The sequence below is a fragment of the Halorubrum ezzemoulense genome (genome assembly GCF_004126515.1).
In the GTDB taxonomy this organism is placed as follows: Archaea; Halobacteriota; Halobacteria; order Halobacteriales; family Haloferacaceae; genus Halorubrum; species Halorubrum ezzemoulense.
In genome coordinates, this window is sequence record NZ_CP034940.1 from 543459 (window position 1) to 557527 (window position 14069).

The following is a 14069-nucleotide window of genomic DNA, read 5'->3' on the forward strand; positions in this document are numbered from 1 at the left end:
TGGCCGCTCGTCTCGCGCGACCGAGCGGCGGCCGCTGGCGCGTCGTCGCACTGGCCCGGCCGGGGCCCGCGAAGGTCGTCGGTTCACTCATCGCGCAAGGTACGAGCGGCCTCCTGATAATCGTTCCCACCGGGTTTTCGGATCTGAGAGCGTCGTCGGGCGTTCGCCCCGGCGGCCGTTGTCCCGACACGATTTAGGCGACCCGCTCACAACGGGCGGGTAATGAGTACGCAGGCCGCGACGACGGACCGGACGGTCGTGATCGGGTTGGAGGTCCACGTCCAGCTCGAGACCGACACGAAGATCTTCTGCGGCTGTTCGACGGAGCCCGAGGACGACGAGGCGCCGAACACGCGCACCTGTCCGACCTGCCTCGGGCTACCGGGCGCGCTCCCCGTCCTCAACGAGGCCGCCGTCGAGGCCGCGGTGAAGGTCGGGAAGGCGATCGACGCCGACATCCCCGAGACGACCACGTTCCACCGGAAGAACTACTACTACCCCGATCTCCCGAAGAACTTCCAGCTCACCCAGTACGACGCGCCGATCTGCGCCGACGGCGAGCTGGAGGTCCGCGTCGACGGCGACCCGCGGACGATCGGGATCACCCGCGCGCACCTCGAAGAGGACCCCGGCAGCCTCCAGCACGCCGGCGGCTCCATCGAGTCGGCCACCCACACGCTGGTGAACTACAACCGCGCCGGCACGCCGCTGATGGAGATCGTCACGGAGCCGGACTTCCGCTCGCCGGCCGAGACGCGCGCGTTCCTCGCGAAGCTGGAGGAGGTTCTGGAGTACCTCGGCGTGTTCGACCCCGGCCGCGACGGGAGCCTGCGCGTCGACGCTAACGTCTCGCTCGTCCCCGCCGAGCACGTTGCCGACGACGGGTCGATCACGGGCGACGCGCTCGACGACGTGAACCGCGCTGAGGTGAAGAACATCTCCAGCCACAAGGGCGCGGAGCAGGCGCTCGCCTACGAGGTCACCAGACAGGAGAACGTCCTCCGGCGCGGCCGCGAGATCGAACAGGAGACGCGTCACTGGGACGAGGACCGCGGCGTCACCGTCGGCATGCGGTCGAAGGAGGCCGAGAAGGACTACCGCTACTTCCGCGAGGGCGACCTGCCCGCGCTTGAGGTAGCCGACTGGAAGGAACAGATCGCGATCCCGGAGCTCCCCGACGCCCGCCGCGAGCGCTTCCGCGAGGAGTACGGGTTAGACCGCGAGGCCGCCTCCAAGCTCACCTCCACGAAGGCGGTCGCGGACTTCTTCGAGGACGTGGCGAGCGAGTTCGACCCCGACCTCGCCGCGACGTGGGTCGCCGACAACCTGCTCGGCGAGCTCAACTACCGCGAGATGGCGATCACGGACGTAGAGGGGCGGCTCGACGAGTTCACCCGCCTGATCGAGCTCGTCGCCGCCGACGAGCTGACGGTGAAGAACGCCGAGGAGGTCGTGCTCCGCGAGATGCTCGACGAGGGCGACGACCCCGAGACGGTCATCGACCGCGAGGACCTCGGCAAGGCCGAGAGCGGCGAGGTCGAGGCCGCCGTCGCGGCCGCCATCGACGAGAACCCCGACGCCGTGAGCGACTACCACGACGGCGACGAGGGCGCGATCAACTTCCTCGTCGGCCAGGTGATGCAGGCGACCGGCGGCAGCGCCGACCCCGGTCAGGTGAACGGGCTGCTCCGCGAAGAGTTGGACGGCTGAGCCGGCCGGACCGCTCGAATCGCTCCCGCCGGATCAACTCCCCCGCCACGCCGCAGCATTTCCCTCCGCCATGGCAATCGTCGAAACCGTCGTCGTCGGCCACGTCACCGGCTTCTGTCTCCTCCTCGCGTGGGCGATCTGTCGCCGCGGCGCCGTGGACCTGATCGCCGGTTACGACGGCGACCTCCCGCCGGAGCGCGAGGCGGACCTCGCCCGCGACGCGGCCGCGGTCCTCAGCGTCTCGGCGGCCGCGAGCGGCCTGATCGTCGTTAACGCGTGGACCGGCGCGGTCCCCCGCCCCGGCGCGCTGGCGACGGTCGCGATCGCCGCCGCAGTCGGGTGGTTCCTCTGGAGGTGGAACGGCCGCGCCCCCGACGCCGGTTGAGGCGTTCGACGCGCCCCGCCGAAACCGTGCGATTGACGCCCGCCCGCCCGCTACCGCGCTCATGGACGTGACCGTCGAGGTCGTCGGCGAGGGGGTCGACGAGTACAGCCTCGCCGCCGACGCGACGTACAACGACCTGATCCGCGCCGCGGGCTACCACCCGCAGGAGGCGTCGGCGCTCGTCGACGGCTCGCCGGTCCCGGGCGACCGCGTCGTCGACGCCGAGGAGGTCCGAGTGCTCCGGCTGATCAAGGGCGGCGCGACGGGCGACGCGTGACCGAAGACCGAGACCTTCCGACCGCGCCGGAGGACGTGACCGTGAAGCCGGCGACCGCGGCCGACCGGCTCGACGTCCTCCGGATCCTCGACGCCGCGATGCTGGAGACCGACGCCGCCACCGTCGACGACCGCATCGCGGCCGGAGACGTCATCGTCGCGCGCTCGACGCGCACCGGCGGAGTCGTCGGCGCGCTGGTCGCCGTGCGGCCCGATCCCGACCGGCTCCACGTCGACGCCGTCGCGGTCAGGCAGGTGCGCCGAGGAGAGGGGATCGGCTCCCGGCTCGTCGCGGCCGCGGTCGATCGGGCCGAGTCGGACCCCGCGGTCGAGACCGTCACCGCCCGGTTCGACGCCGACCTAGCCGAGTTCTACGCGGCGTTGGGGTTCGCGGTCGACGGCGCGGGCGCGGACGAGGGGCGGCGAGTCGGCCGGACCCGGGTCGACGGTGGCTGATCGGCGTTCAGTCGGCGACCCGGTACAGGTCGAACCGGACCCGCGTTCGGTCGTCGTCGTTGGCGAACTCGACCGTCCCGTGAGCCGACTCGACGATCCATCGAACGAGCCAGAGCCCCAGCCCGCTCCCGTGGGCCAGCGGCGTCTCACCCCTCTCGCGGAAACACCGGAGCTCGTGGTCGGGTATCGACCCGGGGTTCCGAACCTCGACGCGAACCCGCTCGCTCGCTGGGGTCGACACCGCGACGGAGACCGTCGGCGCCGGATCGTCCTGATGGACGATTCCGTTCCGGATCGCCTCTTCGAGGGCGATGTCGAGGTTCACGTCCGCGAGGACGACCTGATCCGAGGAGTCGGGGGTCCGGATCCGTGCGTTCGGGTGCTCCGACCGCACCTCTTCGACCGCCCGCTCGATCACCGGCCCGAGAGGGGTTGGCTCGACCTCCGAACTCCCGATGGTCTGCTGGATGTACCGGGCCTTCTCGGCCGTTTCGATGACGGCGTCCGCGTGTCTCGCGGCGGCGGCGACGAGGTCGGCCTCCGCGGCGGTCAGCGACTCGCTTCCCGTCAAGTCTTCGAGTGCCCCACGAACGACGTTGAGGTCGTTCCGGATGTTGTGGCGTAACACTCTGCTGAGCACACTGAGCCGCTGCTCGCGCCGACGAAGCTCTCGGTTGCTTTCCGCGACCCCGCGAGCCTGCTTCAGCATGATCCGGGCGTCGGCCCCCCCTTCCTCGGAGCGGTACTCCTCGGGGGAGACGTGGAACGGGTTCTCACACAGCGTGCGGTCGTAAACGATCTGCTGGTGGGTTCGAAGCGCCTTCGCGGCCGCCGCCTCGTCGAACCGACGGAGGTCGTACTGGCACAGCGCAGTCACCGCGAAGTCGGGACACGCGGCGTCGAACGCGACCTCGAAGTCGACGACCTCGTCGAACGATGTCTCGCCGTCGAACGCCCACGTGTTCTCGCCGGCGACCCACAACCCCTCGTACCCCTCGGCGGCGCTCCGCTCCGCCTCCGACCGCAGCTCGGCGACGGTTCCGTCGCGTTCGAAGCCCTCGTCGAGATACACCTCCGACGCGTCGCGGATCGCGAGGTCCCCGGCGTCGAGCTTCGCCGCCACGTCCACGCCCTCCGCGCGCAGCGCGTTCTCGATCCGCGATCGGGGGTTCGCGTCGACGAGGTACACGCACCGATGCCCGGTCTCGAGCCCGTACGAGAGGAACGCGGCCACGGTGTCGAGCTGCGTCGCCGCCGACTCGTAAAACAGCGCGAGGTGGCGGTCGAGGTCGCGGTCGGCGAACTCGGCGCGCAGGTCCGCCCGCGGCCGGGCCGTGGAGCCGGTCGACTCGCCTGCGGTGGTCATCTGAACGGCCATCGTAAAGACCGGATGCTGAAAAAACAATTGACGCCCGCAACCGATGTGTCTCCGCTCATCACGGCGAAATTCCGGGGGAGACGCCGCGGCGGATCTCGGTCGAGTCGCACTGTGCCGCCGTCGCCCGCATCCGACGTTCATTTCCCGGTCGCCCCCGTCGTTACGGGTATGAGCGCTACCTCCACCCCGATCTCGGTGGCCCCGCGTCCGCCTGCGGTGATGACGCCATGAGCGGGAAAGACGATTACTACAACCGATCCAAACAGCAGGGGTACCGCGCCCGGTCCGCCTACAAGCTGAAACAGCTCGACGAGGAGGCGGACCTGCTCGCCCCCGGCGACACCGTGGTCGACCTCGGGGCCGCGCCCGGCGGGTGGCTCCAGGTCGCCGCCGAGGAGGTCGGGGAGGGCGGCACCGTCGTCGGCGTCGACCTCCAGCGCATCGAGGACCTCGACGAGGGCGACGTCGAGACGATCCGCGGTGACATGACTGAGGAGCGCACCCGGCACTACCTGCGCGAGGCGGTCGGCGAGCGCGGCGCCGACGTCGTCGCGAGCGACATGGCGCCGAACATGACCGGCGAGTACTCCCTCGACCACGCCCGCTCGGTCCACCTCGCGCGGCAGGCGCTCGACACCGCCGACGAACTGCTCGCGACCGGCGGCGACTTCGTCGTGAAGGTGTTCCAGGGCGAGGACCTCGACGCCTTCCGCGACGACGTGAGCGAGTCGTTCCAGTACGTCCGGACCGTCTCGCCGCCCGCCTCGCGGGACGCCTCCTCGGAGGTGTACCTCGTCGCGAAGGGGTACACCACCTCGCCGGTCGCCGAGGGCGAGCGGATCGAGGTGACCGTCGAGGAGGAGGGCGACGAGGGCGACGGCATCGCCTACGTCGACGGCTACACCCTGTTCGTCGACGCCGACGTCGGCGAGACGCTCGCGGTCGAGGTCACCGACGTCAAGCCGCGGTTCGGCTTCGCGGAGCCCGTCGACGACGCGGAGCCGTCGGCCTGAGCAGGCATCGCCGTCGCGCTCGCTCCCGCCCGCCCCTCCCGTCCGCGCGGTCGCTATCAGTCGGAATAATCTGACTCTCGATCTTATGTACCCCGGCCGGAGAGTGACGACAAATGAACAGTGACGACGCACGCACAGGCTCCGCTCGCGGCACGTCCGATCGCGGTGCCGCCGACGGAGACCGCTCGACGACAGAGCCAGACGCGACCACCGACGGCGGCGTCTCGTCGGAGGCGGCGCACCCGTCGGGAACGTCCGACTGCGACGTGCCGGCCGAGGCGTTCCGGGAGGTCGCGGAGCGGCTCGCCGACGGCGACCTCGGGGCCCGGTTCCCGGCCGCGGAGACCGACGGCGAGGCGGCAGCGCTCGCGGCGACGCTCAACGAGTTCGTCGAGGGGGTCGCGGAGACGGTGTCCGACGCCGACGGCTTCGGCGACGAGGTCGCTGGCGCGACCGAGCACGTCCGGTCGAACGTCGACCGGGCGAAAGACCAGAGCGAAGAGGTGTACGCCGCGGTCGACGAGATCGAGTCGGCCGCGACCCGCCAGCGCGACGACATCGCGGCCGCGACGAGCGAGCTCCAGACCGTCTCGGCCGCCACCGAGGAGGTCGCCGCCTCCGCGGACCAGGTGGCCGAGACCGCGGCCGACGTCGCCGAGCGGGCCGACGAGGGGACCGACGCCGCGACGGCCGCGATCGAGGACCTCCGCGTCGTCGACGAGCGGACCGAGGAGGCCCTCGAACGGGTCGAAACGCTGGAGTCGGAGGTCGCGGCGATCGAGGACGTCACCGACCTGATCCAGGACATCGCCGACGAGACGAACATCCTCGCGCTCAACGCCTCGATCGAGGCCGCCCGCGCCGGCGAGGCCGGGGCCGGCTTCGAGGTGGTCGCCGAGGAGGTCAAGGGCCTCGCGGAGGAGGCGCGAGAGGCGACCGGCGAGATCGAGTCGTCGATACGGTCGGTTCGCGCGGAGACGGACGCGACCGTCGACGAGATGGCCGAGATGCGCGAGCGCGCCGACGAGGGGATCCGCACGGCCGAGGCGGCGCTGGAGGCGTTCACCGACCTCGCCGACGACGTCTCGGAGACGACGAGCGGCGTCGCGGAGATCCGCGACGCGACCGACGACCAGGCGACCTCGATCGAGGCGGTGGTCGACGCCGTCGAGTCGGTCGGCGACCTCGCCGAGGAGACGGCCGCGGACGCGGGCGACGCCACCGCGGTCGCGCACGCGCAGAAGACGTCGCTGGCGGAGGTGGCCGCCGGCGCGTCGACGCTCGCCGACCGGACCGGGACCTTAGACGACGCGCTCGACGCGTACGACGCCGACGGGACCGCCGACGACGATGCGGTCGTCCTCGACTTCTGGCACGCGTTCGGCGGCCGAAAGGCGCGGCTCCTCGACGAGTTCGCCGCCGAGTTCGCCGCTCAGACCGACGGGGTCGCGGTCCGCCCCGCCTCGAAGGGAAGCTACCGCGGCGCGTTCCAGGCGACGCTCGCGGCGGCGGACCGGGGCGAGCCGCCGGCGATCGCCCACCTCTACGAGATCGGCACCCAGCGCGCGCTCGACAGCGGGGCGTTCACGCCCGTCGAGCGCCTCCTCGACGCCGAATCCGGGCGCGTCGCCCGAGGCGGGCCCGCCGCCGCGAGCGGTTCCGGCGTCGCCCTCGGCGCCGACGACCTGCTCGACCCCGTAGCGAACTACTACCGGACGGACGGGGTGCTCCACTCGATGCCGTTCAACGCGTCGACGCCCGTGCTGTACTACGACCGGGCGGCGTTCGAGCGGGCCGGACTGGACCCCGACGACCCGCCCGAGACGTTCGACGAGGTCCGGCGCTGCGCCGAGCGGCTCGTCGAGCGCGGCGCGACCGAGACGGGGATCACGTTCGCGACGTACTCGTGGTTTATCGAGCAGTGGTTCGCCGAGGCCGGCGAACCCCTCGTCGACGCCGACAACGGTCGGGGCGGCACGCCGGAGGAGAGCCGGTTCGACGGACCCGTCGGCGAGCGGATCTACCGTTGGATCGCCGAGATGGCCGCCGACGGCCTGTACCACGACCCCGGCATCGAGGCCCGCGGGCAGGCCCGCGAGGCGTTCCAGGAGGGGCGCGCCGGAATGCTCATCGGCTCCACCTCCGCGATGGTCGACGTGCGGGAGGGCGCCTCCTTCCCGGTCGGCGTCGGCTACTTCCCGGTCGCCGACGAGCGGCACGGCGTCGTCGTCGGCGGGGGATCGCTGTGGGTCGCGGACGGCGCGTCGCCGGCGGAGCAGCGCGCCGCCGCGGCGTTCCTCGCCTGGCTCGCGGCCCCGGAACGGCAGGCGCGCTGGCACCGCGAGACCGGCTACTTCCCGGTCCACGAGGGCGCGATCGACCGGCTCGACCGCCAGGGGTGGTTCAACGAGAACCCCGGCTACCGCACCGCGATAGACCAGCTGCTCGACGCCGAGGACGCGGCGGCCACGACGGGCGCGCGGATCGGTCCGTTCGACACGGTCCGGACGCTCGCCGCCGAGGCGTCGGTCGACGCCCGCGAGCACGGGGTCGAGTCCGCGGTCGAGCGCCTCGCCGACAGCACCGCCGTCCAGCTCGAACGCTACGCGGCCGAGCGCGACGGCGGGGCGTAGTCGCTGTCGCGGGCGATCGAAAAGGCCGAGAGAAACCCGCTCAGCGCGCCCGACGGACCCACTCGCGCAGCGTGAACCGGTCGTACGCCGTCTCTTCGGCAACGTCCCACTCCGCCTCGTCCCACGCCGGGTAGTACGTGTCCCCGTCGAACGCGCCCTCGACGTGGCTGAGGGCCATCCCGTCGAGGTGCGGCTGGAACAGCTCGTAGATGCCGCCGCCGCCGAGGACGTAGACCGTCTCGTCCCCCTCGTCCGACGCCTCGACCGGCCCCGACGCCGGACTGGTCTCGGCGGGCACGCGCTCCCGCTCGGCGGGGGCGTCCCCGACGACGTCGCGGGCCGCCGCGAGCGCCTCCTCGACGCCGCTCGCGACGAGCGCCGTCGGCGCGTCGACCGCGTCGACGCTCCGGCTCACGACGATCTGGCGGCGTCCGGGCAGGTCGCCGCGCATCGAGTCGAACGTGCGTCGGCCGAGAATCACCGGTGACTCCGCGACGCGCTCGCGGTACTGCCGCACGTCCGCCTCGATGTGCGGCCACGGCACCTCGCCGTCTCTCCCGATCACCCGGTTCTCCGCGAGCGCCGCGACGCTGACGAGTCTCACGGCCGGCGTACGCGGCGAGGAGACAAAAGCGGCCCGTCGTTCAGCCGTCGAGGCCCAGCAGGTCGAACGGGTACCCGTTGTCCAGCTCGTCGGCGCGCTCGTAGACGACGCGCGCGGCCGCCACGTCCTGAATCGCGAGCCCCGTCGAGTCGAAGACGCTGACGCCGCTCACGCCGTCGGCGTCGGCGGGGGTCCCCGGCGTCCCGGGACGGCCCGCCCGACGGCCGACGACTATCTCGCCGATCTCGCCGTAGATGTCGTCGTCGGTGAGCGTCCCCGCGGCGTAGGGGACGTTGATCTCGCCCGAGTGGGTGCACTGCTCGTGGTCGTCGATGACGACCGTGGCGTCGACGAGGAGGTCGTCCGCGAGCTCGTGTTTCCCCTCCGCGTCCGCGCCCATCGCGTTGACGTGCGTGTAGTCGCCCACGTCCTCGGGACCGACGATCGGACTCTCGACCGGCGTCACCGTCGAGAGGATATCGCAGTGGCCCGCCTCCGAGACCGAGCCCGCGCGCACGTCGAACCGGCCCCCGAAGGCGTCGAGGAAGTCGGCGACGCGCTCCTCGTCGAGGTCGCTCACGACGACCTCCTCGATGTCCCGCACCGTCGAGATCGCTTCGAGTTGGGTGTACGACTGGACGCCGGCGCCGACGATCCCGAGCGAACTCGCGTCGGGGACGGCGAGGTGGTCGGTCGCGACCGCGGCGGCCGCGCCGGTGCGTTTCATCGTCAGCGTCGTCCCGTCGAGGACCGCCAGCGGGAACGCCGTCTCGGGGTCGGAGTAGATCATCGTCCCCATCACGGTCGGGAGGTCGTGGTCGGCGGGGTTGTCGGTGTGGACGTTCACCCACTTGATCCCGGCTGCGTCCCACCCGTCGCCGGTCGCCGTCTCCTCGGCGACGTCCTCCTCGCGGACGTCGAGGTAGGCGGGCATCGACCGGAAGTCGCCGTTGTACTCGGGCAGGTCGATGTACGACTTCGCCGGCATCTTGGCGTCGCCGCGCTCGTAGGCGGTGAACGCGCCGCGGACCGCGTCGATTACCCGGTCCATCTCGGCGTTCTCGTCTACGTCGTCTGCGTTGAGGAGCAGCGTCTGCATGCCGCAAAATTCGCCGGCCGTCACTTAGTCCCTTCCGAACGCGATCCGCTCGCCTCAGACCCCGCAACGCGTCCGCCGACCACCACCGCGCGCAGGTCGTTGACGTTCGTCCCGGTCGGTCCCGTGCGGACCAGCGCGTCCGCCCCGTCGAGCAGCGGGTACGCGTCGTGCTCGTCGAGCGCGGCCGCGGCCGCATCGCGGCTCAGGGTGGCCTCGGGGCCGTCGCCGACGAGGCGGTCGTCGATCAGCGCGCCGGCCGCGTCCGTCGCGCCGTCGATACCGTCGGTGTCGACGCTCGCGACGGCGATCCCCTCGCTGTCGCGCCCCGACGCGTCGAGCTCGGCCGCCGCCGACAGCGCGAACTCCCCGTTCGGCCCGCCCTCGCCGGGGTCCGCCCCGAGCGTCACCGTCACCTCGCCGGCCGAGAGGAGGACCGCGGGCGGAGCGACCGGGTCGCCCGCCGCCCGGCACTCCTCGGCGACCGCCGCGTGGGTCTTCGCCGCCTCCCGCGCCTCGCCGCGCACCCGCGAGGAGAGCACGAGCGGGTCGTACCCCCGCGCCGCGGCGACCTCCCGGGCCGCGTTCAGGGCCGTCCGCGCGCTCGCGACGATCCGGACCCCGACGCCGTCGAACGCCGGGTCGCCCGTCTCGGGGGTCTCCGCGACCTCGCCTGCGGCGCCGCGGTCGAGCCGCGCGGTCACGGCGTCCGGGGTGTCGACCCCGTACCGGTCGAGGACCGCGTTCGCGTCCGCGTAGGTCGTCGGGTCGGGCGAGAGCGGGCCGCTCGCGATCACCGCCGGGTCGTCGCCGGTCACGTCGCTGATCGCGAGGCCGAGGACGTCGGCGGGGGCGGCCGCCCGGGCCAGCCGTCCCCCCTTCACCGCCGAGAGGTGTTTGCGGACCGCGTTAATCTCGTCGATAGTCGCGCCGCTGGCCAGCAGCGCCTCGGTCGTCTCGCGCAGGTCGTCAAGCCCGATCCCGTCGGCGGGCGCGGCCAGCAGCGCGCTCCCGCCGCCCGTGAGCAGGCCAATCACGAGGTCGTCGGCGCCGGCGTCGGCCGTGAGCGCCCGCACCCGACGGGCGCTCTCGACGCCCGTCTCGCTCGGCGTCGGGTGGTCGCCGGGGAGGACGGCGACCCGCTCGGTCTCGACGGGGTCGTCCGTGACTACCGCGCCCTCAGCTATCCGGCCGCCGAGGAGCCGCTCGACCGCGGCCGCGAAGTGGCCCGCCGCGTTGCCCGCCCCGACGACCAGCACGCGGTCGTACGCGGCGAGGTCGTAGGCGGCCGTCGCGTCGTCGTGGGCCGTGTTCGCGTCCTCGACGCCCGCGACCGTCAGCCGGTCGCCGTCCAGCGCGAGGGCGTCGTCGACCACTCCGGCCGGGTGCGCCGCCTCGATGCCGGCCACGACGCAGTCGAGCGCGAGTTCGCGGACCGGATCGCCCGCGTGTCCCTCGCGGTCCGCGACGGTCACGGAACGGTCGGCGTCGTCGGGTGCGTCAGACATGGGTCGGATCGCTCATTCCCGTCTGCGTTCCGACGCTTCAAGAGGACTCCGCCGAGGCGCCCGGAGGAGCCCCGCCCGGCCCCGCTCAGAGGATGAGATCGGCGGTCGAGAGGACGTAGTAGACCGCCAGCAGCGCGGCGATGGCGTACTGCCCGAGCGCGACCTCGTCGCCCTCGCCGACCGCGAGCTTGATGATCGGGTACGCGACGATACCGGCCGCCAGCCCGTCGGCGATGGAGTAGGCGAACGGCATCACGGTGACCGTGAGCCCGGCGGAGACGGCCCACGCGGGATCGTCCCAGTCGACCTCGACGAGCCCCTGAAGCATCATCACGCCGACGACGATCAGCGCGATGAAGGAGGCGTACTCGGGGATCGCGGCGACGACGGGGATCACGGCGAGCGACGCGAGGAACAGCGCGGCGACGACCAGGGCGGTGAGCCCGGTGCGACCGCCCTCCTCGACGCCCGCGGACGACTCGATGAACGTCGTCACCGTCGAGGTGCCGACCATCGCGCCGAAGGTGGTCCCGACGGCGTCGGCCATCAGCGGCTTGTCCATGTCGGGGAGGTCGCCGTCATCGTCGAGGAAGTCGCCGAACTGCGAGACGCCGATGAGCGTCCCCGCGGTGTCGAAGAAGTCCACGAAGAAGAACGTGAACACGACCAGCACGAACGTGAGCGGGTCGATGTTCGCCAGCCCGTCGACGAACGCGCCCGCGAGCGGCGTGATGTCGTACTGCGCCGACGGCAGCGTCTCCGGCGTGACCGTCCCGCGGGCGAAGACGCCGCCGAGAGTGAGCGCCCAGCCGGCAATCGATGTGGTCGCGATGCCGATGACGATGGCGCCCGTGACGTTCCGCGCCCACAGCACGAACGTCAGCACCAGCCCCAAGACCCCGAGGATCGCCCACGGGTTCGCGAAGACGCCGCCGAGCGTGACCAGCGTCGCCTCGTCCGGCACGACGATCTGGAGCTCCTGAAGCCCGATGAAAAGCAGGAACAGGCCGATGCCGGCCCCGACCGAGCGCTTCACCGGCTCCGGGAACAGCCGGATGACGTACTCGCGCGCGCCGACGAGGGTCAGGAGTATGAACAGGACCCCCTCGACGAAGACGGCGGCCAGCGCCGTCTGCCACGGCACGCCGAGCCCCAGCACGACGGTGTACGCGAAGAAGGCGTTGAGCCCGAGCCCGGGCGCGAGCCCGAACGGCCGGTTCGCGTACAGCGCCATCACGGCCGTCCCCACCGCCGCCGAGAGGACGGTCGCGATGGCGATCATCTGGACCACCTCGAAGAACTCGTACCCGGGGATCTGGATCGCGTCGGCCAGGATGAACGGGTTCACGACGATGATGTACGACATCGCGAGGAACGTCGTGAGCCCGGCGACCAGTTCGGTGCGGACGTCCGACCCGTGCGACTCCACGTCGAACCGCTCGGCGAGCGTGTCTGAAAGGCCCATTGAACGGGTAGATGTTCCCCGGGATCGAGTGATAAGCTTTGCTGAACGAAGCGCTCAGATATACACAAACGCGCATTAAAACGCGAAAAAGTCCTGTTTATTCTCGAAGAGTATGCGCGAACGTGGCTACTCGAACGTGGTCAGCGCGCCGACCGGCGCGTCGGTGATCGCTCGCGCGCGGTCCATCCCCTCGTCGCCAACGGCGATGAGCGCGAACACGCCGGTAACGTCAGCGTCGCCTTGGAGCGCGATGTCCAAGAGGAGCTCTTGAGTCTCGCCCGACCGGATCAGGTCGTCGACGACCAACACCGTGTCGCCGGCGTCGATGGCGCTCGCGGGGAGGTAGTAGGTGAGCTCGATGCCCGAAGCGAGCCGCTGGCGCGACTCGATGAACTCCTCGACGGCGGTCTCCTTCGACTTCTTCGCGTACGCTAGGCGCGCGTCGAAGAAGGAGGCCATCGCCGCGCCGAGCGTGATCCCGTCCGTCGCGGCCGTCAACACCACGTCCGGCGACTCGAACTCGAACGTCTCCGCCGCCACAGGCGCCACGAGGTCGAGGAACGACTGGTCGAAGACGACGCCGGAGTTGTCGACGTAGCCTTCGTCGTCGAACTCGACGCGCGCGACCAGCTCGTCGGCGAGCGCCTCGCGCCCGACCGACTCGACCACCTCGCTCGCGCGGTCGGTGCCGGGCAGGACGTGCCCGTTCACGTACCGGTTCAGGTCGCCAGCGGGCAGCCTGGTCACCGCGGACAGCTCCTCGTACGTTCGCGTCTCCTTCAGCATCCGCAACACGGCGACCGCCTGTAGCTGGAGGGCCGCCTTCTCTGCGCGGTTCATACTAATGATCGCGATCGCACAAGTATGAACATGTCGAAGTCACACGCGGGGAGAACACCCCACGAGTGTGGTTCTCACGACTCGGGCGCGTCGAAGAACACCGCGGGGTCGTCGATCGCGATCGCGACGTGGTCGCGGTCGTCGAGCGGGCGCAGCCGGACCGTGAGCGCGCCGTTCGCCGCCGCGGCCGCGCGCAGCGAGGCGAGGTCTTCGTCGCCGATGTACGTCGGAATACAGAGCGCCACCTCCGCCGCCTCGTCGGTCGCGACCACCAGCCGGTACGCGACGCCGTCCGCGGCGCCCGCGTACACGTCGACGCCGTCGATCGCGGCCTCGTCGACCGCCTCGAGCGCCGCCTCGAACTCCGACTCCGGTAACAACACGTCGACGCGGGCCGCGTCGGCGACCGGGTTCACCTGTCCGGGGTGTCCGGCGACGGCGGTCCAGCCGCGCTCTCGGTACGCCGCTGCCGTCGACTCCGCGTCCTCCTCGACCGCTCCCCACCGCGGTCCGGGATCGGGTACGTCCATGTCGCGCGGCTACCGCCCACGTCCGTACATAAGCGTCGGTTTCCGACTCGTATCGTGCCTGTCCCGCGTACCCGCGCTCGCCCCCGACCCGTCTGCGCTACCGTCGACGGACCGTTGGCAGTCGGGCCGAAAGGGGCCGGGTCTGCCGGTAGGTTCATAACTCTCTATCGTATGG

At 71.5% G+C, this 14069-nt stretch carries 13 protein-coding genes; 6 read left to right on the forward strand and 7 right to left on the reverse strand.

What is annotated here, in order from left to right; all coding sequences use genetic code 11:
* Positions 1-222 precede the first annotated feature (222 nt).
* From gatB to EO776_RS02680, 4 genes are all read left to right on the forward strand, one after another.
* The gene (gene gatB / locus EO776_RS02665) at positions 223-1710 is read left to right on the forward strand and encodes an Asp-tRNA(Asn)/Glu-tRNA(Gln) amidotransferase subunit GatB (protein ID WP_049931386.1); all 1488 of its coding nucleotides are present in this window, start codon (positions 223-225) and stop codon (positions 1708-1710) included.
* Positions 1711-1780: 70 nt separating this feature from the next.
* Positions 1781-2095 carry a hypothetical protein gene (locus EO776_RS02670; RefSeq protein ID WP_099288915.1) on the forward strand — a complete coding sequence of 105 codons (315 nt, stop codon included), beginning with the start codon at positions 1781-1783 and terminating at the stop codon, positions 2093-2095.
* 61 nt (positions 2096-2156) lie between these two features.
* Positions 2157-2372 (forward strand): ubiquitin-like small modifier protein SAMP2, encoded by a 216-nt coding sequence (gene samp2, locus EO776_RS02675; protein WP_099288916.1) that lies wholly within the window; start codon positions 2157-2159, stop codon positions 2370-2372.
* Positions 2369-2827: a GNAT family N-acetyltransferase gene (locus tag EO776_RS02680; RefSeq protein WP_100050351.1), complete on the forward strand. Its 459-nt coding sequence runs from the start codon at positions 2369-2371 to the stop codon at positions 2825-2827. The genes samp2 and EO776_RS02680 overlap by 4 nt, the downstream gene beginning before the upstream one ends.
* Before the next feature lie 7 nt (positions 2828-2834).
* Here the strand turns inward: EO776_RS02680 and EO776_RS02685 are convergent, their stop codons facing one another.
* Positions 2835-4193 carry an MEDS domain-containing protein gene (locus EO776_RS02685; protein ID WP_186279049.1) on the reverse strand — a complete coding sequence of 453 codons (1359 nt, stop codon included), beginning with the start codon at positions 4191-4193 and terminating at the stop codon, positions 2835-2837.
* A gap of 239 nt (positions 4194-4432) precedes the next feature.
* On the opposite strand from EO776_RS02685, the gene EO776_RS02690 reads away from it, so the two are divergent.
* Together EO776_RS02690 and EO776_RS02695 are read left to right on the forward strand one after the other, a co-directional pair.
* Positions 4433-5218 carry a 23S rRNA (uridine(2552)-2'-O)-methyltransferase gene (locus EO776_RS02690; protein ID WP_094582718.1) on the forward strand — a complete coding sequence of 262 codons (786 nt, stop codon included), beginning with the start codon at positions 4433-4435 and terminating at the stop codon, positions 5216-5218.
* A gap of 113 nt (positions 5219-5331) precedes the next feature.
* Positions 5332-7851: an extracellular solute-binding protein gene (locus tag EO776_RS02695; RefSeq protein WP_099288919.1), complete on the forward strand. Its 2520-nt coding sequence runs from the start codon at positions 5332-5334 to the stop codon at positions 7849-7851.
* A gap of 40 nt (positions 7852-7891) precedes the next feature.
* On the opposite strand, the gene EO776_RS02700 is transcribed toward EO776_RS02695, so the two are convergent.
* The 6 genes from EO776_RS02700 to EO776_RS02725 all read right to left on the reverse strand — a co-directional run bounded on the left by EO776_RS02700 (position 7892) and on the right by EO776_RS02725 (position 13894).
* The gene (locus tag EO776_RS02700; protein ID WP_089308050.1) at positions 7892-8455 is read right to left on the reverse strand and encodes a dihydrofolate reductase; all 564 of its coding nucleotides are present in this window, start codon (positions 8453-8455) and stop codon (positions 7892-7894) included.
* A gap of 40 nt (positions 8456-8495) precedes the next feature.
* Positions 8496-9554, reverse strand: a complete 1059-nt coding sequence (locus EO776_RS02705) for an ornithine cyclodeaminase family protein (protein ID WP_099288920.1) — start codon at positions 9552-9554, stop codon at positions 8496-8498.
* A 20-nt stretch (positions 9555-9574) separates the two neighbouring features.
* On the reverse strand, positions 9575-11059 hold the full coding sequence (locus EO776_RS02710; RefSeq protein ID WP_099288921.1) for a glycerate kinase type-2 family protein: 1485 nt from the start codon (positions 11057-11059) through the stop codon (positions 9575-9577).
* An 85-nt stretch (positions 11060-11144) separates the two neighbouring features.
* The gene (locus EO776_RS02715; RefSeq protein WP_049931397.1) at positions 11145-12524 is read right to left on the reverse strand and encodes an NCS2 family permease; all 1380 of its coding nucleotides are present in this window, start codon (positions 12522-12524) and stop codon (positions 11145-11147) included.
* Positions 12525-12650: 126 nt separating this feature from the next.
* Positions 12651-13364: a phosphoribosyltransferase family protein gene (locus EO776_RS02720; protein WP_094520115.1), complete on the reverse strand. Its 714-nt coding sequence runs from the start codon at positions 13362-13364 to the stop codon at positions 12651-12653.
* Between the two features lie 74 nt (positions 13365-13438).
* A complete protein-coding gene (locus EO776_RS02725) occupies positions 13439-13894 on the reverse strand; it encodes a DUF7529 family protein (protein WP_049931398.1) in 456 nt (151 codons plus the stop codon).
* Positions 13895-14069 lie beyond the last annotated feature (175 nt).